Genomic DNA, 25843 nt, shown 5'->3' on the forward strand with positions numbered 1-25843 from the left:
ACCTCGCCGGCAAAGCCGTTGAGCTGGTCGACCATCGTGTTCATGGTGTTCTTCAGGGCAAGAATCTCGCCCTTGACCTCCACGGTGATCTTTTTCGACAAGTCGCCGCTGGCCACGGCCGTCGCCACGTCGGCGATGTTGCGCACCTGGTTGGTCAGGTTGCTCGCCATGGAGTTGACGTTGTCGGTCAGGTCCTTCCACGTGCCGGCAACACCTGGCACGGCCGCCTGGCCGCCGAGCTTGCCCTCGGTGCCCACCTCGCGGGCCACGCGGGTCACTTCGGAGGAGAAGCCGTTCAGCTGGTCCACCATCGTGTTGATGGTTTCCTTCAGCTCCAGGATCTCGCCCTTCACGTCCACGGTGATCTTGCGCGAAAGGTCGCCGCGCGCGACGGCCGTCGTGACGGTCGCGATGTTGCGCACCTGGGCCGTCAGGTTGGTCGCCATCGCGTTGACGGAGTCGGTCAGGTCCTTCCAGGTGCCGGCCACGCCGGGCACGACGGCCTGGCCGCCCAGGCGCCCGTCGGTGCCCACCTCGCGGGCCACGCGCGTCACTTCCGACGCGAACGAGCGCAGCTGGTCCACCATCGTGTTGGTGGCTTCCTTGAGCTGAAGGATTTCGCCGCGCACGTCGACGGTGATCTTCTTGGAAAGGTCGCCGTTTGCCACCGCGATGGTCACGTCGGCGATGTTGCGCACCTGGGCCGTGAGGTTGCCGGCCATCTGGTTGACGGAGTCGGTCAGGTCCTTCCAGACGCCCGACACGCCCTTCACCTGCGCCTGGCCGCCGAGCTTGCCCTCGGTGCCCACCTCGCGGGCCACGCGGGTCACCTCACTCGTGAACACCGAGAGCTGCTCGATCATCGTGTTGACCAGTCGCGCCGAGCGCAGGAACTCGCCCTTCAGTTCGCGGCCGTCCACCTCCAACTCCATGGCCTGGCTCAGGTCTCCCTTGGCGACGGCGCCGATGGTGCGGGCGATTTCAGCGGTCGGCCGCACGAGGTCATCCATCAGCGAATTGATGGACTCCACCTTCGTGGCCCAGGAGCCCAAGGCGCCGGGCAGCGTCATGCGGTGCTTGAGGCGCCCTTCCTTGCCCACGGTCGCACTCAGCCGCGCCACCTCGGACGCGATGCGCGCCTCCTGCGCCGTGATCTGGTTGAAGGCGGCAGCGATCTGGCCGTCGACATCGGCCCAGTCATTGGGCAGGCGCACGGAGAAGTCGCCGTCACGAAACGCCATCAGCGCCGCGAGGATCTGACGCGAGCGGGGAGCGCTGGATTCGGTGAGCTGCTCTCGCGCGTCGGGCTTGGCCTTCGCCGCCTTGGAGACAACAGCACGCTTCTTGGGGGACTGCTCCGCAATCGTGGTGCCCATGATCGACCCATCCAGTTTCTATCTTGATGTTGCCAGGCCGGCGGCACAACCACTCCTCCCGGGTGCGCCCACCGCTCAACGGCACCGGACTCTAGCAGTCCATCAGGCGCATTTCATCGCGTATCCGAGGCGCCCGAGACGCTTGGCGGCAACGGCGGCTTGTAAGTGGCATGCCGTCCTACAACCTGCGGCGAGCCGAAATTGCATCGTGCCGGTTCGCCATGTCCCTGCCCCATCGGAGACCCCAGATGCCCACCCCCCGCAAGCCCATCAGCGGCTCCAAAGCCCCCGCCCGCAACACCGACAGCGGTCCGGCCAATCCCTCGCCGCACGACGCTGGCGATACCGCCACACGCAAGGCGGAGCAAACGGGCGACCTCGCTGCGGCCATGCCCTTCAACGCCAACAAGACCGCCGAGCATGGCCAGGCAAACGGCCTGCGCCCACCCACCGGCGCGACCGTGAAGCCGCCCTCGCGCCTGCCCTCCGGCAGCACGCTGTCCGAAGCCAATGCCTCGGCCAAGACCGGCGGCGTTGCAGCCGACGGCAGCAACCCGACCACCGGGCCGCTGGACCGCGTGCGCGTGGACAGCAGCGGCCAGCGGCTGACAACCAACCAGGGCGTGCCGATCGCCGACAACCAGAACTCCCTGAAGGCCGGCACGCGCGGCCCGGTGCTGCTGGAAGACTTCATCCTGCGCGACAAGCTCACGCACTTCGACCACGAGCGCATCCCTGAGCGCATCGTGCATGCGCGCGGCTCGGCGGCGCACGGTTTCTTCGAGGCCTACGAGCCCATCCCCCACCTGACCAAGGCAGCCCCGTTCAAGGAAGCCGGCAAGATCACGCCGGTGTTCGTGCGCTTCTCCACCGTGCAGGGCGAGCGCGGCTCCAAGGACACGGCGCGCGACGTGCGCGGCTTCGCCGTCAAGTTCTACACCGACGAAGGCAACTGGGACCTGGTCGGCAACAACATCCCGGTGTTCTTCATCCAGGACGCGATGAAGTTCCCCGACCTCGTGCATGCGGTCAAGCCCGAGCCGCACAACGGCATGCCGCAGGCCGGCAGCGCGCACGACACCTTCTGGGACTTCGTCTCCCTGATGCCCGAGTCCACCCACATGCTGATGTGGGCCATGAGCGACCGTGGCATCCCGCGCAGCTACGCAACGATGCAGGGCTTCGGCGTGCACACCTACCGGCTCGTCAACGATGCCGGCGAGTCGGTGTTCGTCAAGTTCCACTGGAACCCCAAGTTCGGCACCCATTCGCTGGCCTGGGACGAGGCCGTGAAGATCTCCGGCGCCGACCCCGACTACCACCGCCGCGACCTCTGGGAGCGCATCGAAAGCGGCGCCTACCCCGAGTGGGAGCTGGGCCTGCAGGTGTTCACCGAGGAACAGGCCGACAAGTTCTCGTTCGATGTGCTGGACGCCACCAAGCTCATCCCCGAGGAGATGGTCCCCATCCAGCCCGTTGGCCGCATGGTGCTGAACCGCAACCCCGACAACTTCTTCGCCGAGACCGAGCAGGTCGCCTTCTGCACGGCCAACATCATCCCGGGGCTGGACTTCTCCAACGACCCGCTGCTGGCCGGCCGCATCCATTCCTACGTGGACACGCAGATCAGCCGCCTGGGCGGCCCCAACTTCCACGAGATCCCGATCAACTCACCCATCGCGCCGGTGCACAACAACCAGCGCGACGGCATGCACCGCCAGGCCATCCACCGCGGCCGCGTGTCCTACGAGCCCAACTCGCTGGGCGGCGGCTGCCCCTTCCAGGCGGGCGCCGAGCAGGGCTTCACGTCCGTCGCGACGCGCCTGCGCGCCAAGGAAGACCAGGCCAAGGTGCGCGCCAAGCCCGAGTTGTTCGCCGAGCACTACAACCAGGCCACGCTGTTCTTCAACAGCCAGACGCCCGTCGAGCAGGCCCACATCGCTGCCGCCTTCCGCTTCGAGCTGAGCAAGGTGACGGTGCCCGCCATTCGCCAGCGCGTCGTGTCCATGCTGAGAAATGCGTCGGAAGCGCTCGCCGCCAAGGTGGCCGAGGGGCTGAACATGTCGCCGCTGCCCGAGCCGATGCCGCGCGCCCTGGCCCGCAAGATCAAGCCGGAGATCAGCAAGTCGCCCCCGCTGTCGCTGACGGCGCGACCGGGCGACGGGTCCGTCAAGGGCCGCAAGGTGGCGGTGTTCGTGGCGGACGGCTGCGTGGGCCGGAGCGCCATGGACGTGCATGCGGCGCTGTTCAACGCAGGCGCCGTGCCCCGCTTCGTCGCACCGCGCATCGGGCCGGTTGCTACCGAGGACGGCGTCGCCATCGAGGCGGACGCCTCGCTGGAAAACGAACCCGCTTTCCTGTTCGACGCGCTGGTGCTGCCGGACGGCGCAGCTGCCGTGGTGGCGCTGTCGGCCGACGGCAATGCCATGGCCGGCATCCGCGACCAGTTCCGTCATTGCAAGACCATCCTTGCCCTGGGCGCCGGTGCCGATCTGCTGGACATTGCCGGTGTACCGCGTGTGCTGCCCGATGGCGAGCCCGACCCCGGCATTGCCGTCACGCGCGACGCTGCGGCCGGCGCCAAGGCGCTGATCCGCGGCCTGGCGTGCCACCGTCACCCGGAGCGGGAGACCGACCCGCCCATCGTCTGAGGCATTCCCGGAGGATTCCATGACCTTCGCATCCCAGAAGACCGAGACGCTGGGCTCCATGCCCAGCACCACCAGCGCAGCCTACGCGGGGCGCTCGCGGCTGCTGACGGCGTTCGACCACTTTGCTTCGGCGGCCACGCGATGGTGCGGCACGCCCATCGCGTTCTGCCTCGCCCTGGCCACCGTCGTGGTCTGGGCCGCGCTGGGGTCGCTCTACGCCTACTCAGAGAACTGGCAGCTGGTCATCAACACCGGCACCACCATCGTCACCTTCCTGATGGTGTTCCTGATCCAGCAAAGCCAGAACAAGGACAGCGTGGCCCTGCACCTGAAGCTCAACGAACTGCTGGCCGCGCACCGCAGCGCGAGCAATCGCATGATCGGTATCGAGACGCTCGACGAGCAGGACCTGCGAGAGGTCGCGGAGTTCTACACGCGGCTGGCCGAGCGGGCCAAGACCTCGGGGCCGGTCAAGGAGATCCATTCCATCGACGAGGACGGCATGCCCACGACCCACCAGCCGGCGGCAGCTAGCCTTCGCAGTGGCGGCGCTTGAACACGAAGGTGAACGTGGTGCCCTCCCCGCGTGAGGACGTGACGCTCACCGTGCCCTGGTGGGCCTGCGCAATGGCTTTGACGATGAAGAGGCCCAGGCCGACGCTGCGCGCCGACTGATCCGCCGGCGCGCCACCGCGGATCAGCGGCTCGAAGAGGCGATCCAGCAGTTCGGCGGGCACTGGCTCGCCGAAGTTGTGGACCTTCAGCGTGCAGTCGTTGTCGTCGCCCAGCGAGGTCACGGTGATCGTGCCGCCCGGCTGGCCGTAGGTCACGGCATTGGCCACCAGGTTGCCCAGCAGCTGCGCGATGCGGTCGGCGTCGGGGAAGCAGTCCGCATGCCCCTGGGCGGCGTGGACGATGGGGTGGCCGGGGAAGGACAGCTTCAGCTCCTCGACGCAGCGGCTGATGAGCTCATGGAAGTTCATGGGCTGGCGAGTCACGGCCAGCCCGTGGCCGACGCGCACGAGCGTGAAGTCGAGCAATTCGTCGATGAGTCGCTTGGCGCGCTGCGACGAGCGGTTGACGTTCTCCAGCACCTTCTTGTGCTTGGGATTCAAGCTGCCGTCGCGGGCCAGCAGGCTGGCGCCCATCATGATGGCTGACAGCGGGTTGCGCAGGTCGTGGCTGACGATGCCGATCATCTGCTCGGCGAACAGCGCGCGGTCCTCCGCATCGGCGCTCTTGCGGGCCAGCTCCGTGACGGCCTGGCGCAACTGCGCCTGCGCCGCCTGAAGGATCTCCTGAGCACTCACCTCGCGCTGGGCCAGCTCGTCGGCGCGCCTGCGTTCGAGCACCAGCTGACGCTCGTACTTGTTGCGCTCCTCGGCCATCGCCACCGAGACCACGTCATAGGCCGCGCCATCGGCGCCCTTGCGCACGGCGTTCAGCATGACGGTCAAGCGCCGCCCATCGCTGTGGCAGAGCTCGAACTTGACCTCCGAGATGGAGCGCTGGATCTGCAGGATGGGCATCCAGTGCGTCTGGTGAAAAATGCGCCCGCCGACGGTGAACAAGTCCTGCAGCTTCCTGAGCCCCACCAGCTCTTGCGCCGTGTAGCCCGCCCAGCTGCACAGCGTGGCGTTCACCTGCAGGATGTTGCCCTTCGCGTCGGTGACCATGAGGCCCACGGGCACCTCGTCGAGCAGACGCTCGAGCGCAGGGCAGGCGGGCGGGGCGGGTGTCACTAGAGCGCCAGCGTGGCCAGGAAGCGGTCGATGGCGGCGGCGCTGGCGCTGGGGGCGCTCAGGTGCGGGCAGTGGCCGACGTTGTCCACCACCTCAAGCGTCGCCTTCGGCAGCACGCGGTGCATGTACTCGCCCACGGCGACGGGGGCAATGATGTCTTCGGTCGACTGGATGAGCAGCGTCGGCTCCTGCAGCCCGGCCAGGTCGGCGCGGTGGTCCGACAGAAAGGTCACCCGCGCGAACTGCTTGGCGATGTCGGGGTCGGTGCGGCAGAAGCTCTCTGTCAGTTCCAGCCCCAGCTCCGGCCGTTCCGGCACGCCCATGATGGCCGGCGCCATATTGCTGGCCCAGCCGAGGTAGTTGGACTCCAGCATGTCGAGCAGGCCGTCGATGTCCGCCCGCGAGAAGCCGCCGACGTAGTCGCCGTCATCGATGTAGCAGGGCGACGGCCCGATCATGATGTGCGCCGCGATGGCGCCCGGCGCGCGCAAGCCCGCCAACATGCCGATCATGGCGCTGACGGAATGCCCCACAACGACGACCGGGCCGGCGCCGCATTCCTGGATCACCTCGATCAGGTCTGCCGCATAGCCATGCAGCGAGTTGTACTTGTCGCGGTCGTAAGCCGACAGATCGGACCGGCCGCTGCCGACATGGTCGAAGGTGACGGTGCGAAAGCGCTGTGCGTACTGAGGTGCCAGCAGGCGCCACATGTGTTGGTCACAGCCAAAGCCGTGCGCGAAGACGACCGTGGCCGGGCCTGCGCCGCTGACATGGACGTTGTTGCGATGGGAAACGCTCATCGTGGGAGCCTTCTTGCTCGGAGCCCGATCGATCCAAGCGACGTCCGGTGCGTAGGTCATTATTGCCGCCTGGGCTCAAGCCAGGCCGCATGCACCGTTTGGGTGACGCAGCGCGCTGCCAACACATCGCGAAAGCTCTTCAGAGCCTACACGCGAGGCCATCGCATCTGACTAGGATGGACTTGTCACGGCGCCTCGCGCCGGCCGTCTCTTTCCTGCTTGAAATCCATGAAAACCTTTTGCTGCGAACGCTGCGCTGCGCGCGTGTTCTTCGAGAACGTCTCCTGCGGCGCCTGCAATGCGCAGCTGGGCTTCATCCCTGCCGAGCTGACCCTCGGTTCCTTCGAGGTCGACGAAGCTGGCCACTGGCTGCGGCTTTCCGGTAACGCCGATGCTGATGCCGATGCTGGGGCCGGCTTGCGCTGCTGCGCCAACCACCAGGCGCCGGTCTTCTGCAACTGGATGGTCGAGGCAGACGATGTGGAGCCGCGCTGCCTGTCGTGCCGCACTACACAGGTGCACCCGGTGCTCGACAAGGGCGAGAACCCAGCGTACTGGCACCGCATCGAGGCCGCCAAGCGCCAACTCGTCTACAGCCTGGCCTCATGGGGGCTGCCCTTCCCCAGCAAGGCCGAGGACGCGCCGAACGGCGTGGCCTTCGAGCTGCTGGAGCAGGTCAACCCGGAGGAGCATGTGCTGACTGGCCACGACGACGGCCTCATCACGCTCAACATCGCCGAGGCCGACGACGCGCACCGTGAAAAGGCGCGCGCCCAGCTGCACGAGCCCTATCGCACGCTGCTGGGCCACTTTCGCCATGAGATCGGCCACTACTACTGGGACCGCCTGATCTGGAACACGCCCTGGCTGGACAAGTACCGCGAGCTGTTCGGCGACGAACGTGCCGACTACGCCGAAGCGCTGGAGAAGCACTACGCCGCGCCGCTGGCCGATTGGCAGAGCCGCTTCGTCAGCGCCTATGCCAGCTCCCACCCATGGGAGGACTGGGCCGAATGCTGGGCGCACTACATGCACCTGCAGGACGGCCTGGAGACGGCCACCTCCTGGGGCCTGCAGCTGGACCATGCGGTGCCGGGCGGCGCTGCGGTGCGCGCCGAGGCCATTGGCGCCGACGAGACGCAGCTGCAAGCCAAGATCGTCAGGCACTGGCTGCCCGTCTCCCAGTTCATCAATGCCATGTCCAGAAGCCTGGGCGGCCGTGACAGTTATCCCTTCGTGATGCCTGACGCGGTGCTCGACAAGCTCGCCTTCATCCACCAGGTGATCCGCGCGGGCGTGCGCGGCGACATGCCGATGAACTTCCTGCCCCGCCCCGTTGAACAAGTCGCGGTCGAACCTGAACCCGCAGAAAGCATCGCCGCATGATCCGCATCGAACTGCAAGTCCAGTTGAAATACGAGGTCAGCGCGCCGGGCGCGGACTTCATCTTCAACATCCACCCCGCCTACACGCCGCGCCAGCGGGTCTCGGCCGAGCATCTGACGCTGAGCCAGGCCATCGGTTCCGAGCTGCAGACCGACCCCAACACCGGCAACCGCCACCTGCGCCTGCAGGCACTGCCGGGCGAGTTGGAGATCAAGTACGAAGCCACCATGGAGCTGGCCCACCGCCAGGACCGGCCCGCAGACCTGCACGAGGTGCCGGTACACCAGCTGCCGCTGGACGTGCTGCGCTACATCTACCCCAGCCGCTATTGCCAGTCGGACCGTCTCATCAAGCTCGCCACGGCCGAATTCGGCGGCATCCCCGCCGGCTACGAGCGGGTGCAGGCCATCGCACGGTGGATACAGGAGCGCGTGTCGTTCGCGTCGAACACCTCCAACTCCACCACCTCTGCGGTAGACACGCTGATCGAACGCGTCGGCGTCTGCCGCGACTTCACCCACTTGATGGTGGCGCTGTGCCGCGCGCTCAACATCCCGGCCCGCTTTGCGACCGGCACTGACTATGGCGCCGACCCGATCCTGGGGCCGCCGGACTTCCATGCCTATGCCGAGGTCTACCTGGGCGGCCACTGGTACATCTTCGACCCCTCCGGCACAGCCATCCCGATGGGCTTCGTGCGCTTCGGCACCGGCCGCGACGCGGCGGACGTGGCCTTCGCCACCATCTTCGGCACCGTCAACTCCTGGGCGCCGTTCATACGGACGACCGCGCTCACAGACGGCAGCGCCGACCTGGTCCTACCCCACCATTGCGCGATGGCGCTCTCCACGGACGGCAGCCTCGACTAAAAAGGCGCGCCCCGGCGCAGCGATCACTGCAGACGCCTGGCTAGGGCCATCGACGTCAGTGCTGTGACGCAGCGGCGAGTGCCCGCCATTCGCGCCGCGCCACGAGCGAGAACGCGATGCATGCGGCCACCGACAGCGCCACCGCGAACCAGGTCTCCAGCGAGCCGTCGCCACCGTCGGGCGATTCGTCGAACAGCAGCTCGAACCACTGCGGCTCGATCAGCGTCGCGATGCAGGCCGCGGCGCTGCACAACGCCAACAGGGTGGCAATCGCGAGCCGCAGGCGGTGGTTCTTGGGCATCGGTCCTCCGGCACTAGCCCGTCAGTGGGCGGCTGATTCTTCAGGCGCCACCGGCGGGTGTCAACGCGATGCGCATTGCGGATGCCCGACAAGGTAGGGGTTGTGAGCCTCCAGGCCGCTTGGCATCGTCAGACGCGGCCCACACAAGAGCCGAAGAGGAGACATCGGCATGACCCTCGCTGCGCGTTGGCGCCCGGCCCCATGATCGTCAAGCCCATGATCGGCGATTGGGAAGTGACGGGCATCACCGCCATCCGTGCGGTGGAGCGTCGGCGCCTCGCACGCATGGGCGTGCCAGGCCTTGACGGCGATCTGCAGCAGGACATGGGCCACGAAAGCCTGGCCGTCGAGATCCGCGGCAGCCTGCAGGGCGACGATCTGCGCGACACCTTCCTCACCGCCGTGCGCGAACGGCATCTGGCCGGCGAACCGCTGGCCTTCGTGGCGGACATCGTCGCTGCCACCAAGCTGGACCGGGTGCTCGTCGAGGCCTGCGAAGTGCTGGAGTCCAACGACTGGGCCGAGCATGTGCGCTACCGCCTGGTGCTGCGCGAATACGTCGAGCCGCCGGAGCCACCCGCGCCCATGGACGACCTGGGTGCCGACCTCGGCCTGGAGCTCGACGCGCTGGCCGACCTGGGCCTGGACGGCCTGGCCCTCCCCGACCTGCTGGGCGACGTGCCGACGCTCGGCGACCCCGTCGCACCGGTGCAGCCGGCGCTCGACGGCGTGCGCGCCGCCACCGCAGGCCTGTCCGAGGCGATGGGCGCGTTGGCCAGCCTGTTCACCTCGCCTCCGCCGGCCTGACCATCATGAGCGACTGCGCCCTCGTCGAAGGTCTTCGCGACCGCCTCGGTGTCGCCGACACCGGCGCGGCGGTGGGCGCGATCGGGGGTCACTTCAACGTCGGCGTCAGCCTGCCGGCCATCGACCTGGGCGGCCTGTCGGACATCACGTCGCGGCTGGGCGTGGACGCCGGGCCGCTGCAGGCGGCGGGCGGCCGCATCGCCGGGCAGCTCACCGGCGTGGCCGGCGGGCTGGACCCGTCAGGCATGGTCGCGCCGCTGCTGCAGCTGGCCAGCCAGGCCGAACAGCTGGCGGGGGCCGATCCCGCCGCCATCCTGCAGCGCATCACCAGCCGCGTGTCCGGCGGCAGCGACGATGGCCTGGCCAAGCTGCAGCGCGTGCTGGGCGGCGTCTCCGAAGGCGCGCAGGACGGCGCGGTGCAAGGCGTCGTTGCGCTCGGCCGCGCGCTGCTGCCGGCGCTGCCCGAGAGCCCGCTTGCGGCTTTGGGCACCTGGGGCGGCGGCATCACCAGCTTCATCACGCTGGCCGGCGGGCTGATGGCCGTGGAGGGGCGCTCGCGCGTCATCCAGCAGGCGCCTGCGTTGGTGTGGGAGCGCCTGGCGCCGCTGCGCGAAGGCCGCCTGACCAAGCTCGCCGCCTGGGCCGGCAACCCGCTGCTCGCGCAGGTAGCCCTGCGGCCCGACGACGCGGCCGTGCAGCAAGCCGTGGCCGGCTATGCGCGCGAACTGGTGCTGGCCGTGCGTGAACTGGAAGACGCCGTCGGCACCGCCGAGGTCACGCTGGCCTACGAAGACCCGCAGCGCATCGCCTTGCAGCTCACGGCGCTGGAGCCGCTGCTTGCGTCGGTCGGGCCCGAGCCGCTGCAGGCCCTGTGCGCCGACCTGTCGGGCCGGCTGTCGCCGGTCATTTCAGGCGCCGGCAATGCGGCCGGCGGCGGGCTGGACGCGCAGATCGACCAGGCGCTGGCCTTGGTCGGCCAACTGGTGGCGGCAGTCAATGCCATCGATGCCGCCGCCCTCTCGGCGCCGGTGCGCAATGCCATTGGCAGCCTGACCAGCGGCCTGAACGCAGTGGCCGACGGCATAGGCAGCGGCGTCGGCATCGTCACCACCGCGCTGCACACGGTGCGCGACGCCGTGCTGGCGGTCGACCTGCGCCCGCTGGCCGATGCGGTGCGCGCGGTGATACAGCCGCTCGCCGATGCGCTGGAGGCGCTAGACGCCCTGCTCGCCACGGCCATGGCCGCCATCGGCGACACGCTGGACCTGGCGCAGCAGGCCATCACGACGGCGAAGAACGCCATCCTCAGCGCCGCTGGTGCGCTGAAGGACGCCTTCGATAGCCTCGCCGCCGCGGTCCAGGCGCTCGACCTGCCCGGCAAGATCCGCGACCTGCAGGGCGGCATTGCCACCGTGGCCGGCGAGCTCAACCGCATCCGCCTCGAGCCCTTCTTCGACACCTCGCGCGACGTGATGAGCACGGCCGCCGACGCACTGCGGCTGGTGCCGGTGGACATCCTGCCCGACGACATCAAGAGCAAGCTCGTCGAGGTCTGCGCCACCGTGCGCGCCATCGACTTCGCCAGCCAGGTGCGCGTGCCGCTAACGACGCAGCTCGACGCCATCCTGAACGAGTTCGACACCGACGTTCTCGGGCAGGTGGCGGTGTTCCACCAGCAGCTGGTCGCCTTCCTGACCAGCATCGACCCGACCCAGCCGCTGGCCGACCTGGAGCGCCGTTTTGACGAAGACCTGATCCAGCCCCTGCTGGCACTGGACCCGGACGCGCTGCTCAAGCCCGCCACGGACGCCATCGCCGATGTGCAGCGGCGCATTGCCGCCATCGACCTCCACACGTCCGTGCTCGGGCCGGTCGAGGCCGCCTTCGCCCAGGTTCTGGCCCTGATCGACCAGGCCAACCCCGCCACCGTGCTTCAGCCGGTGGCCGACCGCATCACCGCCCTGCGCACGCAGATCGACCAAGCCATCGGCCTGTCCACCTGGGCCGACACGCTGGACCAGGCCCATGCCCAGCTCAGCGGCGTGCTGGACCGCGTGGACTTGGGCGAGCTGGTGCCGCGCCTGGAGGCCGGCTACCAGCTGCTGCTCAACGGCCTGCGCGACGTGCCCGGCGGCGGCGCCATCGGCTCGCTGGTGGCGATGCTGGTGCAGCAGGTGGTGCCGGTATCGCCGGCCAGTTGGCTCACCGTGCAGCGCTGGCTCGATGCCGGCGGTGCGGCGGCCGAGGTGAAGGCGCGCATGGTCGGGGCAAGGGCACAGCTGCAGGCGATCGCAGATGCGTTGCAGGCCGCCGACGTGGCCGGCACGGTCAGCCGGCTGACGCCCATGCACACCCAGCTGATTGCCGCGCTCAACGCACTGCCGGCCGACCATGTGCTGCGCCTGCGCTTCGCCTCCGTGCTGGCCGCCAGCCCGGCCGAACGCCTGGCCCCACTGTCCGCCGGCACGGGCCGCCTGCTGGCGGTGGCCCGCGCCGGCACGGCGGCCTTGCTGCCGCTGGCCAGCTCGGGCTTCAGCCACACCGACCTGGCGCGCGACCGCCTGCGCGCCGGCCTGCTGCCGCTGGCCGCGCTGAAAGACCAGCTGCTCGGCCTGGTGCGCCGCTTCGGCGTCGACCCGGTCGGCCGCGACATGGGTGCCGTCTTCGCCGAGCTGCTGGCCGCGATGCGCCCGTCGCGCGTGCTGGCGGCGCTGCAGCCGGTGCTGGACGCGCTCAAGGCCAAGATCGACGCCCTCGTCGTCACCGGCCTCGTGACGCCGTTGAAGGAAGGCATCGCCGCGCTGCAAGCCATCCTGGCGCGCATCGACCTCGCGCCCGTCGTCGCCGAGCTCGTGGCCATCCACGCGGCGGTGCGCGGCCAGGTCGCGTCGCTGTCACCGCAGGCCCTGCTGGGCGACGTGCTCACGGCCTTCGACGAGCTGCAGCAACACCTGGCCAGCTACGACCCGCTCGCGCCGGCGCGCACCGCCATCAATGCCTTCAAGGCCGCCGTGGCGGAGCTGGCCGCGCCCGGCAGCGTGGTGCGGCCCACGGTGCTGTTTGCCGGTGTCGTCTCGGTGCACCACGACTTCACCAGCGCGGTCGCCAGCATCGACGTGCGCAACCTGCTCAAGCCGGTGCTCGACGCGCTGCACGGCCTGGTGCAGCAGCTCGACGAAGGCCTGCTGTCCACCGAGGACGCCTTCGGCGACCTGCAATCGGCGCTGCCGGCCTAGGGAACAGACCGCCATGCTGCTGCACCGCCTCATCGATGCCGTCGCCGCCCGCCTGACTGCAGCGCTGCCCGGCGTCAACGTCGGCAGCGCCATGCCGCGCGCCATAGCCGACCTGCCGGCCATCGTGCTGAGCGTCGCCGAAGCCGAGTCGCTGGGCGCCGGCGTGGGCGCGCAGCCGCTCGGCCTGACAACCGGCGCGCTGCAGCTGCAGACCAGCATCTCCTTGACCAATCCGGTGCTGGTGTTCCCCGACGAGACGGTCGAGTTGCTCAGCGCCGACCGGCTCACGCTGCAGTTGCCGCATGGCCCGCTGGTGGACCCCGACGGTGGCGACATCGGCCCGCTGGCGCCCGGTGCCGTGGTGCTGCGCCGCGGCAACGTGACCTTCACGCTGGTCGACGGCGTGCCCGGGGCGGGCGAGGTGCAGGTCGACCGCACGACGGCAATAGCCACCTTCGGCGCACCGCTGGCCGCCACCGGCACGCTGCAGGCCAGCTACTTCATCGGCCAGTGGGAGAGCGACAGCGTGCGCCTGCTCGCCACGCTGCAGGCCGACGTGTTCGCTGCCGGTGCCGCCGCGCTGGATGCGCTGTGCCGCCTGCTGGCCGGCACGATGGAAGGCCACGGCATCGCCGGCCTGTCGCAGCTGGAGCCCAGCGCCTGGGGCGCCATGGCGGCGCCGACCACGTCCGGCGCGCCCGGCGGCACCACGTTCACGCGCAGCATCCGCTGGCGCTGCAAGTTCGAGTACGCCGACCCGCGCATCGTCACCGGCGGCGGGCCGATCCAAAGCATCGCGGTGACGCTGACCCCGCACCCAGGCGCGCAGCCCGAGACCTTCACCCTCGACAAGGAAGCAACATGAGCGAAGCCATCGCCGAGATGATCCTCCCATCCACCTACATCGAGGTGAGGGCCGAAGGCCTGATCGGTGTCGGCTCCATCGCCACCGGCAACATCGGCATCGTCGGCACCGCCGCGCGCGGGCCGGTGGGCGAGGTCGTCGCCCTGGGCGGCTACAGCGACGCGCTGGACGCCTTCGGCCTTTACGACCCGCTGGCCGCGCCGCGGCTGGCCGGCAACCCCTTGTCGCTGGTGCGCACGCTGGAGCAGGCCTTTGCCGGCGGCGGGCGCTCCGTCTATGCCGTGCGCATCGCCAACGGCGCGCCGGTCAGAGCCACGGCGGACATCCGAACGGCAGGCGACGCCGCCGGCTTCACGATGACCGCCAAGGACGCCGGCACCTGGGCCAACGGCATCCGCTACACGCTGACGCAGGCCGCTGCGGCCGACCCCTGGGTGCTGAAGCTGGCCATCGCCAACACCAAGGAAGAGTTCAGCGGCGCCACCACCRCCGACCTGCATGCCGCGCTGGCCGCCAGCACGCTGGTCACCGTGGGCGTGCTGGCCAACGGCGCGGCCGCACCGGTGCCGGTAGCCGCCAGCACGCCGCTGGCGGGCGGCAGCGACGGCGCCAATGCCAGCGCCGCCGACCTGGCCGCCGGCCTGGCGCTGCTGGCCGACCAACCGGTCAACATCGTCATCGTCGCCGGCTTCGGCGCCGATCAGGCCAAGGGCGCCATCGGCGCTCACCTGGAGGCGAGCGAGAACGAGGGCCGCGAGCGCATCGCCGTGCTGGGCGCCAAGAGCGCTGCGCTGGCCGACGTCGAAGCCGACATTGCCACGCTGAACGACGACCGCATCGTGCTCGTCGCGCCCGGCCTGAAGGCCACCGATGCCGCCGACGGCAAGGCCGTGGACCTGCCGCCCAGCTACCTGGCCGCCGTGGTGGCCGGCAAGCTTGCCACGCTGGCGCCGCACATCAGCCTGACCAACAAGACTCTGCCCATCGACGGCCTGCTGGGCCCCTACAACACCACCAACTACAAGAAGCTGCTGCAGGAGCGCGTGCTGCTGGTGCGGCAGAAGTTCGGCTTCCAGGTGGTCAAGGGCATCACCACCGAGAACGCGGCCTTCACGCAGATCAGCGTGCGCCGCATCGTCGACTACGCCAAGGCCGGCGTGCGGCTGGGCAGCGACCCCTACATCGGCCGCCTCAACAACGCCCGCGTGCGCGCCGCGCTGAAGGCCACGCTGGACGGCTTCCTGAGCCAGATGGTGGTCGACGAGATGCTTGTCGGCTACCAGCTGGACGTGTCTGCCACCCGCGCGCAGGAGATCCGCGGCATCTGCGCCGTCACGATGACGCTGATGCCCACCTTCAGCATCGACTTCATCCGCGTCACGATGAACCTGCAGTGAGGAGCGACCCAACATGCCCAACACCCACACCTTCACCGGCCTGGACGGCTCCATCAGCGTGGCCGTGGAAGCCGGCCCCGAGGGCGATGCCGCCAAGGGCATCGCCGAGACCTACCAGCTCACGCCCATCGGCCGCGCCACCGGCGTGACGGTGCGCGTGATCAGCGAGATCCGGCCCTTCCACGAGATCGGCCAGCGCTACGCCACGGAGCTGCGCTCCGGCAACGTCAACATCACCGGCACCATCGGCCGCGCCCATGTCAACGGCGCGCTGCTGCGGCTGATGCTGGGCGAAGGCGGCGCCGGCACGCGCCCGGCCGGCGGCTTCGTCAGCCCCACGTTCAACCTCAGCTTGCGCATGGAAAACGCCGCCTTCCCCGGCAACAGCGCCACCGTCACGGTGCACGGCGTCAAGCTGGACGGCTGGAGCTTCTCCATGCCCGAGGACGACTTCGTCATGGAGGAGGTCACGTTCAAGGGCTTGTGGGTCGCGGCTGAAGACGCGGCGGCGGCATGAGCCTCAGCGCGGAAGACCTGCTGCTGGCGGGTGGCGCCACGCACCGCATTGCGGTGCCGGCGCGCGTGCTCGACCCGGCCGCGCCGCCCGATACGCCGCCCGGCGAGGTGGTGCTGCGCCCGCTGCGGCTGGCGGAGCTGGCACGCATCGCCAAGGCCGCCAAGGAAGACGGCCACCTCACCGGCGTGCTGATGGTGCAGCAGGCCCTGGTGGAGCCGGCGATCAGCGTCGAGCAGGCCAACCGCCTGCACGCCGGGCTGGTGCAGCACCTGCTGCTGGAGGTCAACCGCATCAGCGGCCTGGCCATCAGCGCCGACGAGCTCGAGCAGGCCGTGCAGGCCCCGCTGGCCAAGGCCTGCTTCACGCTGGCACGCGAGTTCGGCTGGACCGCCGAGCAGTGCGCCAACCTCAGCGTCGGCCAGGTGCTGCTGTACCTGGAGATGGCCGCTCGCGAGCGGCGCTGATATGCAGAACGCCACCCGCCCGCTGAAGCTGCTGCTGGACCGCCTGGCCGGCGTGCGCTGGGCGCCGCTGGCGGCGCCGGTGGACGGCGCGCTGGCGGGGCCCGACCTGCAGCTGGCGGCGTTCTCGCCGGACCCGTTCGCATCGCTGCAGCGCGACGCGGTGGCGGCCGAGGCCGTGGCGGAGCACGGCGCGTCACCGCGCGCGCGCCGGCCTGCGGCAGGCCCTGGCACGGCGGCACGCCTGCCACGRCTGCCGTCGCCGCCGCCCGTCGCCTTGTCGCCGTCGCACGTACTGGGCGAAGCAACGCTGGCCGATGCACCGCACTGGCGCCCGCGCCCGGCTGCGCCCGGCCTGGTCGAGCGCGTGCCCATGCCTTGGCCGGCCTTGCCCAAGGCGCGTGAAGCCAGCGGCGTCCCGGCACTGGAAACCGCAGCGGTGCAGGCGCTGATCGCCCGTTTCGCGCCGGCCGCCGACACACCGCCGCTGGACAGCGCGCAACTGCGCGCGCTGGCGGCGCCCCAGGTCGCGAAGGCGCCGTCGGCGGCATCGGCTGACACGCCGCCGGCCGCACGGCAAGCCGCGCCCGTGCCGGCGCCGCTGCGCCATGCACTGGTGGAGCCCACCGCTGCCACAGCCATCGCGCGGCGGCCCTTGCCCGAGCCGCCGGCAGCAGCCGACGCTGCACGCGCAAGCCGCCCGGATGCCAACTCGCTGCCCACGCCGCGCGGCCGCACGTCGGCACTGGCCGAACTGCTGCAGCGCTGGCCCGGCACGCAGTCCGTCGACACGGACGCGCCGGCACCGCCTGCCGACCTCATGCCGCCACCGGCCGCCGAGTTCGCGCCCATGCCCTCGGCGCCCGGCGCGCCGCTGTCGTTTGCCGACCTGCCCGCCGCCTTCGGCACCGACCTGCCCCGCCCGCAGGCCGTGGCCAGCGATCTGCAGTTCACGCGCACGCTCGAACGAGTGCTGCTGGCCGAAGTGCGCCGGCAAGGCCTGGAGCCTGAGTCATCATGAGCCGCTTCACGCCGGTGGCGCGCATCACCCTCGACGGCCAGGCGCTGACCGCGCCCGAGGCCGCACTGCTGCGCGCCGAGGTCACGCTGGGCCTGGGCCCGGCGCACGACCGTTGCTGGCTGGAGCTGCATGCCTTGTCGCGCAACGTGCCCTCGCCCGGCGGCCAGGTGGCCGTGGCGCTGGGCTTCGACGGCGCGCCCGAGGACATCTTCACCGGCACCGCGGTGCGCGTGGAGCGTCGCCCGCAAGGCGCCTGGGTCGAATGCTTCGCGCCGTCGTGGAAGCTCGCACAGCGCCGCGCCGCGCAGGCCTGGGTGGGCCAGGGCGCGACGCAGATCGTCAACGACATGCTGGGCGATGCCGGCGTCGATGCCGGCACCGTGGGCGCCGACCTCGACGTGGCGGTCTTCCATGCCGACGACCGCCGCTCGCGCTGGGCCCACCTCGTGCGGCTGGCGCAGCTGGCGGGCTGCGACGTGGCCAGCACGCCGCTCGGCGCGCTGGACGTGCGCCCGCCCAGGACCGGCCCCGCCAGCGCCACGCTGCGCCGCGGCGCCGAGCTGATCGCCTGGCGCGCTGCGGCCGTCGAGGCCGGCCCAGACGTGCCGCCGACAGGCCCCGCCGGTGCGGCCAGCGAGGCCGGCGCGGAGCAATGGCATCTGCCGCTGGCATCGCCCGCCGGCGACGCGCCGGAGCGCGAGGCCTTTGTCAGCGGCGCACTGCGCGACCGCAACAGCGTGCGCAGCGCCGGCCAGGCCCTGACCGACGCCGCCGCGCGCCGCACCGTGCAGGGCGAGGCCCTGTGCTGGGGCCAGCCCAAGCTGCGCCCAGGCGACCTCATCACGCTGGCCGACCTGCCCGACGGCGACATCGATGCCCGCGTCATCGCCGTCACGCAGGTGCTGGATGCCGACGGCTTCGCGACCTGGATTGATTTCGAGGGCAGTGCATGACCCGAATCGTGCCCGCCATCCGCGCCATCGTGCGCGACCAGCTCGACGCCCATCGCGGGCTGGAGCTGGGCGTCGTCACGCAGCTGTTCAGCAACGACGGCGGTGGCGGCGAGCACCACCTGTCCGTCAATGTGCGGCTCAACAACTCGGCGCTGGAGTTGCAGCAGGTGCCCGTGTCCGCCGGCCGGCCGGGCCTGTCGGCGCTGCCGCGCGAGGGCAGCCTGGTGGTGGTGGGCTTCATCAACGGCGACCTGGACCAGGCCGTGCTGCTGGGCGTGCTGCACGACAGCGCCACGCCGCCGCCCGACGCCAAGGCCGCCGAGTTGGTCTACAAGGTGCCCGACGACGCCGACGACGCGCTGCGCCGCCTGCACATCGAACTGCCCAGCGGACACACGCTGACGCTCAAGGACAGCGAGCTGACGATCACGCTGGGCAGCAGCAAGGTCAGCATCGCCGCCGACGGGGCCGTGACGATAGAAGCCGGCGGCGACATGACGCTGAAGGCGGCCGGTGCGCTGAACCTGGAAGGCGGCAGCGGCGCCACGCTGAAGGCCCCTAACGTCACCGTGCAGGGCGACGCCTCCGCCACGCTCAAGGGCGGCAGCGTCTCCATCGCCGGCACCACCTCTTTCAATCCTGCGTGACACCATGCCTGGAAGCCCCGTCTCCATCGGCTGCAACGTGATGCTCTCGCCCGGCGCGGCGGGGCCGCCGGACACGGGCGTCATCGTCGCCGTCATGCAGACGGCAGCCATCGCCGGTGGCATGCCGCTGGCCACGGCCGGCAGCCTGTGCCAGATGATCAACTCGGTCAGCGGCGTGCCCTACCCGCTGCCCATCCCGCCCAGCGGCGTCAGCACCGGCGTGACCATCGCCGGGCAGGGCCTGGTGCGCATGGGCGACAAGATCCCCGCCGGCCCGGGCATCCTGACCATACTGGGCCCGCCGGCCGCGCCGTGGATCACCGACGGGAACGCGCCATGAAGCCGCCGCGCGCCGACCTCGACGTGCTGATGCTGCGCCTGGGCCGCGACCTCGGCCTGGTGTTCGGCGGTGCCTCGGGCTGGTGGGAGGAAGGCGACCTGGACGTGCAGCGCAAGCCCGGCCTCAAGGAGGTGGCCGTCGTCTCGGGCCTGGCCGCCGCCGACCAGTTGCTCATCACCCGCCTGAAGACCCAGCAGGGCGAACTGGCCGCGCTGGGCCACCCCGAGTACGGCTCGCGCCACCACACGCTGATTGGCGAACCCAACAACCAGCGCACCCGCCACCTCATCAAGCTGCATGTGCTGGAGTGCCTGGGCCACGAGCCGCGCATAGACCGCGTGCTCGACTGCCAGGTGCTGCCCGACCCCGGCAACCGCAGCGCCGTGCGCATCACCGCCACCGTGCGCCTCATCGATCACGACGACCCGCGCAATCTGGTGGTGCCGTTCAGCCTGGAGATCAATTCATGAGCTTCGCGGCCGAGCCGTATGGCGTGTTCGTCGACGACCTGCTGAGTTCGCTGACCGGCGGCGTGGTGCGCGAGGAGTTCGCCTACCTGCCCGAACGCGCGCCTTTCAAGCTGGGCCTGGGTGCCGACGCGCTGCCCGCCAGCGTGCGCCTGCACGGGCTGGTGGACGGCGACTACCACCGCTTCATGCCCGGCACCGACCTGGACGTCAGCGACGAGGGCGTCATCACCTGGCGGCTGCAACCCGACGGCCTGCCGCTGCCCGGCGTCGCGCTGCCCGACCTGGGCAGCCGCTTCTGGGTCAGCTACGAGCGCCGCCCCGGCACCGTGCCGGCGCCACGCCTGACCGACCGCAACCCCGGCTCGGTGGTGCGCACGCTGGCCGAGTCGTTCGCGCGTGAATATGCGGTGCTGTCGCGCCAGCTCGAATCGGTCTACGAGGCCGCCTTTATCGACACCGCCGAAGGGCGCGACCTGGACCAGCTCGGCGCCCTCGTGGGCGTGCCGCGGCGCATGCGCAGCGCCGCCACCGGCGACGTGGTGTTCAGCCGCAGCACGCCGGCGCCGGCCGACATCGCCATCCCCGCCGGCACGCGCATCAGCTCGGCCGAGGTGCCGCCCGTCACCGTGGAGACGCGCGACGACCGTACGCTACGCGCCGGGGCGCTGTCGGTGTCGGTGCCAGTCACGGCGCTGGTCGACGGGCCTACCGGTGCGGCGCGCGCCGGCACGCTGACCGTCATCCACCGGCCCATCCTCGGCATCGCCGCGGCGGTGAACCCGCAGGACCTGGGCTTCGCCGGCGCGGCCGAGACCGACGAGGCGCTGCGCCGGCGCATGTCGCGCGCACTGGAGACGGGCGGCGCGGCCACGCCCGGCGCCATCGTCGGCGCGCTGACGGCCATCGCCGGCATCCGCTCGCAGGACGTGCTGGTCGCCGAGGACCATGTCTCCGCGCCCGGCACCATCACCATCACCATCGCCGCCGACCTGGACGCCGCCCACGCCCGCGAGGCACTGGAGGCCATCCACCGCGTGCGCCCCGCCGGCGTGCGCGTGGTGCACAACCTCGTCGTGCCGGAGGAAGCCGAGATCGGCATCGGCCCCGGCGCGGGGCAGGACCCGGCCGAGATCACGCCCGCGCCGGTGCCGGTCTCAGAGGACGTGTGGTTCGACGTCGGCATGAAGGTGGTCGTCACGCCGGCCGGGGCCAGCCTTGACGCTGCTGCCAAGCAGGCGCTGTCGGCGGCGGTGCAGGTGGCGCTGGACGCGGCAATAGACGAACTCGGCATAGGCGGCGTCGTGGTCTACAACCGCCTGGTGGCCGCAGCGATGGCGGTCGACGGCGTGCAGGACATCTCCTTCGAGCTGTTCCCCTGGTCCACCGGCCTGGCCGACGGCGACCGTCGCGGCCGCACCAACCTGATGACGCCGGCCACGCGCCGTGCCCGCCTGGCGACCGCGGGCTTCGAGCTGACGATGCGCGGCGCGCTGGTGGCGCTGGACATCACGCTGGAGGTCGAGCGCCAGGGCCTGTACGCCGCGCGCGACGCCGGTGCCGAACTGGGCCGCGTGCGCGGCGACCTGCTGGCCCGCCTGGGCGCGGCGCTGGCGGCCAGCGCGGTGGACATCACGCCCGCAGCGCTGCTGGGCATGCTGCCCGACCAGGAGGACTACCACGTCGGCAGCGCCACCTACCGTGCCGAGTTCATGGACGAAGGGCTGAAGACCATCGCCCAGGACATGACGCTGGATCTGGACGCCAGCCAGCAGCCCTGGATACGCAGCCTGGCGGTGACCGAGCAGACGGTGTCGGCATGACAGTTTCCGCCCGCGCCAACACCATCCTGTCGCGCTTCCCGCGCCACCTGGCGCTGGACGCGCCCGGCACGCTGTTCGGCGACGTGGTGGACGGCCTGGCCGGTCACCTCGACCGCATGCTCGCCGACCTGGGCCGCATCCGCCGCGCCCACCGCCTGCCGCAGGCCGAGGAGCGGACCGACCTGCTGCTGCTGGCCGCGCTGCACGCCATGCGCGCGGACCTGCTGGAGCCGGTGCGCCTGCGCGTGGCGGCCGCGCTGGCAGCGAGTGGCGGGCTGAGCGGCGACGCCACTGCCCAGGCCGCGGCGCTGGCCAGCCTGCCGGACCTGCTGGCGCTGGCGCCCGAGGCCTGGCCGGCCGCACCGAGCGAGAACGCGCCCGCCGTGCTCACGCGCATGGCCACGGCCATCGCCGCGCTGGGCCTCAACGCAGCGCTGGTGGATGCGCAGCGGCGTGTCGTCATCGATCTCATCGCCGTGCATCGCCAAGGCAACGGCAGCTGTGGCGCGCTGCTGCGCGGCGCGGCGGCGCTGCTGGGCCTGCAGCCGGGCCGGCTGCGCCGCAGCAGCGACGACTTCTGGCATCTGCTGGACGCCACCGAGCGCCTGCGCCCGGCGGGCGCGCCCGCGCCGCGCATCGACCTGCTGGCGCTGGAAGAGAACCCCGAGGAAGACGTCGACATCGAGCCCGTGCCGCGCCGCCACCGCGACCTCTTCACGGTGGACCGGCTGGGCTTCGGCCCGGTGCCCTGCGACACCATCGTCGTCGCGCGCGAGGACCGTTGCATCTGGCCGATGGTGGTCGACGTGGGCCTGGGCCACGCCGTCGTCTATGCCGGCCGGCTGGACGACGGGCAGGAGCTGCGCTTTCGCTCCTCGGGCATCGTCGAGCTGGACGGCACGGACGTCAGCAACCTTGCGTTCAGCATCGACGGCGGCGTGTTTGCCGATGGGGCCGCCTCCGTGCCCGGCATCGATTTCGTGTTCGCCGACGAAGCCGATGCAGAGGCCTTTGGCGACCGCGCCGCGCGCTTCGGCGTCTGCCGGCCGGTGGCCACGGCGCTGGACGCCCCGCTGCCGCATGGCGGCGGCCTGACGCCGCCGATCACGCTGCGGGTGGGCACGACGCGGCTGCGCTTCTTTGTGCGCGAGGCCGTCTTTGCAAGTGAAGGGCAGGACACCCAGCCCGTGTTCGCCGCCGGTTTCTGGGACGGCTCGCTGGCCGCCGATGCGGCCGACCAGCCCGCCGCCAACGTCGGCTTCGCCTGGCGCGAGCGCCAGCCCTACACCTGCACGCTGTGGCTGCCGCGCCGCTTCTCCGTGCTGGACGTCGATGGCGAGACGCCGCTGCGCGAACGCATACGCCTGGCGCTGGACCGCCTGCGGCCGGCCGGCATCTACCTGGGCGTGGACTACGCCGACGACCTGTGGACCCTGGGCGAAGGCGTGCTGCGCGATGTCGACAGCGCCGAGCCCGAGGGTCTGATCATCCACGGCACCCGCGTCGCGGTGCCGGCACCCGCCAACGTCTGAACTCCACAAGGCAGGACCGACCATGAGCATCCCCAAGCCGGCCCTCGTTCAGGCCGAACCCGGTCGCCCGGTCACCGCGCAGGCCTGGAACGCGATCATCGGCGCCGTCGACGCGCTCTACGACGCCCTCAACGCGCTGGGCGGCAACGCCGTGATGGTGACCGTCACCGCCGGCGGCCAGCCACGGCCCGACGCGCGAGTGGTGGCCGTGCCGGCAGGCGGCGGGCGCGCTATTCCCGCAATAGCGCCCTTCCCCGGCCAGACCGCCCACCAGCTCGCCGGCCTGACCGACGGCACCTGGAGCCTGAAGATCAGCGCCGCTGGCTGCGCCGATGTCAGCGTGGACGTCGCCGTGCCGGCGGCCACCACCGCCAGCGTGGCGCTCACCGTCACGCAGAAGACCATGCCCGACCTGTTCGGGCGCAGCGTGCTGCAGGCGCTGTCCACGCTGGCGGCGGCCGGGCTCACGCTGGACAACATCCTCGACACCTCGGGCGAGACGGTGCCCAAGGCCAACCCGCCCACGCGCTTCCAGACCGCCGTCGTGCTGGTGCAGCAGCCGCCGCCCGGTGCCCTCGTGCCCGCAGGCAACGCCCAGGTGCGGCTGGTCGTCAGCGCCGAGCTGGAGACGCCTAACGTCACCGTGCCCAACCTCACCGGCCTGACGCAGTCCGAAGCCGCCGCCGCGCTGGCCAAGGTCGGCCTGAAGCTCGGCACCACCCTCGTCAAGAAGGACAACTGAACCATGGCCACCATCAACACCAATTTCGGCCTCTCGGCGCTGAAGGCCGGCACCGACAGCAAGGCCAGCGCGTTCGCGGTGCGCAAATCCTCCGTCGTCAAGGAGGTGGTGATCGACGAGGCCAAGATCGGCCCCATCGAGGCCATCTACCAGTCGCCGCGCGTGCTGTCGCAAACGCCCAAGGCGGGCACGCAGGTGGTGCGCGGCGCGGTCGTCAACGTCGTCTTCGGCAACGGCCGCAGCCTGCTGGCGGATGTCGTCGTCGGCGCCACGGCCCAGTTCAAGGGCCGGCAGCTGGGCACGATCTACGACGAGCTCGTCAAGGACGACCTCACCGTCAACGGGCTGATGGAGATATACGCCGATGCCGGCAAGCTGAGCGACGCGGAACAGGCGCAGTTCACACGCAGCATGGCCGCCAAGGGCGTGCAGGTGGGCGAGGACGTCGACGGCGTCATGAGCGTGCTGGGCGCCGCACAGACCTTCAACGCCGAAGCCGACTGAGCGAGACGCCATGATCGCGGGCGTCGTCGGCATGGAGGTGGGCTGGGGCACCGGCGCGGTGTTCGAGACCGTGCCGCTCGTCATGGTCTCCCTGTTCAAGCAGGGCGACGTGGAGACCCAGCGCACGGCCGAGCTGCCGGCCGATGCGGTGGTCACGTCGGCCAGCGCGGCCATCACCGTACGCGAGGCGAGCAGCATCACGATTGGCCGCGTGGCCCAGGTGCGCCAGGGGCAGACAGGCCAGACCGTCGTGCTGGACTTCGGCGCGCTGCGCACCGTCTCGTCGCTGGCGCTGCCGTCGGGCAAGACGCTGCTGGACGTGCGCAAATGGGCCGGCGACGGCTTCACCTACATGGCTGACGGCATTGCGGCCGGCGGCATCACCGACCTCGTCAGCTTCGCCGAGGTGCAGACCGAAAGGCTGGAGCTGACCTTCTCGAGCAATGTCGGCGCGGCGGAGCTGGCCGACAAGACGATTGAGATGCCCGGCCTGCCGACCGACCTGCGGCTGGAGGTGAACGGCGTCACCGTCTGGTCGCGGCCCGGCCCCGCCCGCCTGACCGTACCCGATGGCGGCGGCAGCGCCGAGTACAGCGTCAGCGTGCCGCTGGCGGCCGAGCTGCAGGCCGCGCTGGCGCGCGGGCCCGATCCGGACGTCACGCTGCGCTCGGCGACGCCCTGCGAAATGGGGCTGGAGCTGTCCATCGCCTTCGTGCGCGCCCATGTCGTCGCCCTGCCGCCCTCGGGCCTGGTGCTGGGCGCGGACACCGAGGCCGAGCTTGACGCCGCGCTGCCGCTACCGGCCGACGCCGGCTCATGGCGGGTGCGCCAGGTGGACTTGACGCTGTCCGGCCGGCTGCCGTCCTGGCGCGCCTGGCCCGTGCCCGATGGCCCCGAGAACACTGACGCGCGCCTGGTGCTGGACCCGGGCCACAGCTATGCCGCGCGCCTGCCGGCGGGCTGGCTGGCGCCGCTGGCCGACGTCACCGGCGTGCGCCTGCCGCTGCTGCTGCCGGCCGGCTTCGGCGGCGCCGAGATCGCCGCCGTGCTCTACCAGGGCGACCTGGAACAACCCGCGCAAGCCGTGGCCGGCGCGCGCTTCCTGCCCGCCGACGTGGCAGCCGACCCGGCCGGCGGCCTGCGCTGGGTGGAGATCGCCTTCGCCAAGCCGGTGAAGACCAAGCCCGGCGCCACCTGGTGGGTGGAGCTGGCCTGCACGCGCGGCAGCTGCGACTGGCCCATGACCCAGGCCTTTGACGACACCGGCCCCGACAGCGTGCGCCTGCGCCGCAGCCTGCCCGGCCCGCCGTTCCGCCCGCTGGCGGTGCGGGCCCGCCGTGGCGCGAATGCCGTGGTGCCCTGCGGCCGCCTGCACCTGCTGGGCACGCCGCGCAGCGACGACC

24 protein-coding genes are annotated in these 25843 nt (G+C 70.9%); 20 read left to right on the forward strand and 4 right to left on the reverse strand.

The window, feature by feature from the left end; all coding sequences use genetic code 11:
- Nucleotides 1-1241 (reverse strand): HAMP domain-containing protein (locus tag ACXRVZ_RS24355; protein WP_458232931.1); only part of this gene is annotated, 1241 nt, incomplete at its 3' end.
- Between the two features lie 383 nt (nucleotides 1242-1624).
- Here ACXRVZ_RS24355 and ACXRVZ_RS24360 point away from each other — a divergent pair.
- Nucleotides 1625-4027: a catalase gene (locus ACXRVZ_RS24360; RefSeq protein ID WP_457427239.1), complete on the forward strand. Its 2403-nt coding sequence runs from the start codon at nucleotides 1625-1627 to the stop codon at nucleotides 4025-4027.
- Between the two features lie 19 nt (nucleotides 4028-4046).
- Nucleotides 4047-4583 carry a low affinity iron permease family protein gene (locus ACXRVZ_RS24365; RefSeq protein ID WP_457427241.1) on the forward strand — a complete coding sequence of 179 codons (537 nt, stop codon included), beginning with the start codon at nucleotides 4047-4049 and terminating at the stop codon, nucleotides 4581-4583.
- Here ACXRVZ_RS24365 and ACXRVZ_RS24370 read toward each other — a convergent pair.
- Both ACXRVZ_RS24370 and ACXRVZ_RS24375 read right to left on the reverse strand, forming a co-directional pair.
- A complete protein-coding gene (locus ACXRVZ_RS24370) occupies nucleotides 4558-5769 on the reverse strand; it encodes a PAS domain-containing sensor histidine kinase (protein ID WP_457427243.1) in 1212 nt (403 codons plus the stop codon). The genes ACXRVZ_RS24365 and ACXRVZ_RS24370 overlap by 26 nt on opposite strands.
- Nucleotides 5769-6572, reverse strand: a complete 804-nt coding sequence (locus ACXRVZ_RS24375; protein ID WP_457427245.1) for an alpha/beta fold hydrolase — start codon at nucleotides 6570-6572, stop codon at nucleotides 5769-5771. The genes ACXRVZ_RS24370 and ACXRVZ_RS24375 overlap by 1 nt, the downstream gene beginning before the upstream one ends.
- 228 nt (nucleotides 6573-6800) lie before the next feature.
- Here ACXRVZ_RS24375 and ACXRVZ_RS24380 point away from each other — a divergent pair, with 228 nt between their 5' ends.
- Both ACXRVZ_RS24380 and ACXRVZ_RS24385 read left to right on the forward strand, forming a co-directional pair.
- Complete coding sequence (locus tag ACXRVZ_RS24380; RefSeq protein ID WP_457427247.1) at nucleotides 6801-7958, forward strand: zinc-binding metallopeptidase family protein; 1158 nt, start codon at nucleotides 6801-6803, stop codon at nucleotides 7956-7958.
- Nucleotides 7955-8827 (forward strand): transglutaminase-like domain-containing protein, encoded by an 873-nt coding sequence (locus ACXRVZ_RS24385; protein ID WP_457427249.1) that lies wholly within the window; start codon nucleotides 7955-7957, stop codon nucleotides 8825-8827. Before ACXRVZ_RS24380 ends, ACXRVZ_RS24385 begins: the two co-directional genes overlap by 4 nt.
- A 55-nt stretch (nucleotides 8828-8882) precedes the next feature.
- Here the strand turns inward: ACXRVZ_RS24385 and ACXRVZ_RS24390 are convergent, their stop codons facing one another.
- On the reverse strand, nucleotides 8883-9128 hold the full coding sequence (locus ACXRVZ_RS24390) for a hypothetical protein (protein ID WP_457427251.1): 246 nt from the start codon (nucleotides 9126-9128) through the stop codon (nucleotides 8883-8885).
- Between the two features lie 201 nt (nucleotides 9129-9329).
- Between ACXRVZ_RS24390 and ACXRVZ_RS24395 the strand changes: the two genes are divergently transcribed.
- The 16 genes from ACXRVZ_RS24395 to ACXRVZ_RS24470 all read left to right on the forward strand — a co-directional run.
- Complete coding sequence (locus ACXRVZ_RS24395; RefSeq protein WP_457427253.1) at nucleotides 9330-9935, forward strand: hypothetical protein; 606 nt, start codon at nucleotides 9330-9332, stop codon at nucleotides 9933-9935.
- A 5-nt stretch (nucleotides 9936-9940) separates the two neighbouring features.
- Nucleotides 9941-13171, forward strand: a complete 3231-nt coding sequence (locus ACXRVZ_RS24400) for a hypothetical protein (RefSeq protein ID WP_457427255.1) — start codon at nucleotides 9941-9943, stop codon at nucleotides 13169-13171.
- Between the two features lie 13 nt (nucleotides 13172-13184).
- Nucleotides 13185-14036: a hypothetical protein gene (locus ACXRVZ_RS24405; protein WP_457427257.1), complete on the forward strand. Its 852-nt coding sequence runs from the start codon at nucleotides 13185-13187 to the stop codon at nucleotides 14034-14036.
- Nucleotides 14033-15433: a phage tail sheath C-terminal domain-containing protein gene (locus ACXRVZ_RS24410; protein WP_458232929.1), complete on the forward strand. Its 1401-nt coding sequence runs from the start codon at nucleotides 14033-14035 to the stop codon at nucleotides 15431-15433. Before ACXRVZ_RS24405 ends, ACXRVZ_RS24410 begins: the two co-directional genes overlap by 4 nt.
- Before the next feature lie 13 nt (nucleotides 15434-15446).
- The gene (locus tag ACXRVZ_RS24415) at nucleotides 15447-15950 is read left to right on the forward strand and encodes a hypothetical protein (protein ID WP_457427261.1); all 504 of its coding nucleotides are present in this window, start codon (nucleotides 15447-15449) and stop codon (nucleotides 15948-15950) included.
- Nucleotides 15947-16414 (forward strand): hypothetical protein, encoded by a 468-nt coding sequence (locus tag ACXRVZ_RS24420; RefSeq protein ID WP_457427263.1) that lies wholly within the window; start codon nucleotides 15947-15949, stop codon nucleotides 16412-16414. The genes ACXRVZ_RS24415 and ACXRVZ_RS24420 overlap by 4 nt, the downstream gene beginning before the upstream one ends.
- Nucleotide 16415: 1 nt before the next feature.
- Nucleotides 16416-17432 (forward strand): hypothetical protein, encoded by a 1017-nt coding sequence (locus tag ACXRVZ_RS24425; protein ID WP_457427265.1) that lies wholly within the window; start codon nucleotides 16416-16418, stop codon nucleotides 17430-17432.
- The gene (locus ACXRVZ_RS24430) at nucleotides 17429-18385 is read left to right on the forward strand and encodes a hypothetical protein (protein WP_457427267.1); all 957 of its coding nucleotides are present in this window, start codon (nucleotides 17429-17431) and stop codon (nucleotides 18383-18385) included. Before ACXRVZ_RS24425 ends, ACXRVZ_RS24430 begins: the two co-directional genes overlap by 4 nt.
- Entirely contained in the window at nucleotides 18382-19032 is a 651-nt protein-coding gene (locus tag ACXRVZ_RS24435; RefSeq protein ID WP_457427269.1) for a hypothetical protein, read from the forward strand. The genes ACXRVZ_RS24430 and ACXRVZ_RS24435 overlap by 4 nt, the downstream gene beginning before the upstream one ends.
- A gap of 4 nt (nucleotides 19033-19036) precedes the next feature.
- Nucleotides 19037-19372, forward strand: coding sequence for a hypothetical protein (locus ACXRVZ_RS24440; RefSeq protein ID WP_457427271.1), 336 nt, complete (start codon nucleotides 19037-19039; stop codon nucleotides 19370-19372).
- On the forward strand, nucleotides 19369-19842 hold the full coding sequence (locus tag ACXRVZ_RS24445; RefSeq protein WP_457427273.1) for a GPW/gp25 family protein: 474 nt from the start codon (nucleotides 19369-19371) through the stop codon (nucleotides 19840-19842). Before ACXRVZ_RS24440 ends, ACXRVZ_RS24445 begins: the two co-directional genes overlap by 4 nt.
- Nucleotides 19839-21662, forward strand: a complete 1824-nt coding sequence (locus ACXRVZ_RS24450) for a baseplate J/gp47 family protein (RefSeq protein ID WP_457427275.1) — start codon at nucleotides 19839-19841, stop codon at nucleotides 21660-21662. Before ACXRVZ_RS24445 ends, ACXRVZ_RS24450 begins: the two co-directional genes overlap by 4 nt.
- The gene (locus ACXRVZ_RS24455) at nucleotides 21659-23194 is read left to right on the forward strand and encodes a hypothetical protein (RefSeq protein WP_457427277.1); all 1536 of its coding nucleotides are present in this window, start codon (nucleotides 21659-21661) and stop codon (nucleotides 23192-23194) included. The genes ACXRVZ_RS24450 and ACXRVZ_RS24455 overlap by 4 nt, the downstream gene beginning before the upstream one ends.
- Before the next feature lie 22 nt (nucleotides 23195-23216).
- Nucleotides 23217-23936 carry a PASTA domain-containing protein gene (locus ACXRVZ_RS24460; protein WP_457427279.1) on the forward strand — a complete coding sequence of 240 codons (720 nt, stop codon included), beginning with the start codon at nucleotides 23217-23219 and terminating at the stop codon, nucleotides 23934-23936.
- A 3-nt stretch (nucleotides 23937-23939) separates the two neighbouring features.
- Nucleotides 23940-24440, forward strand: coding sequence for a hypothetical protein (locus ACXRVZ_RS24465; RefSeq protein ID WP_457427281.1), 501 nt, complete (start codon nucleotides 23940-23942; stop codon nucleotides 24438-24440).
- A 10-nt stretch (nucleotides 24441-24450) separates the two neighbouring features.
- A partial coding sequence (locus tag ACXRVZ_RS24470) for a hypothetical protein (RefSeq protein WP_458232930.1) occupies nucleotides 24451-25843 on the forward strand: 1393 nt, incomplete at its 3' end.

It is taken from the genome of Roseateles sp. P5_E8, from assembly GCF_054177665.1.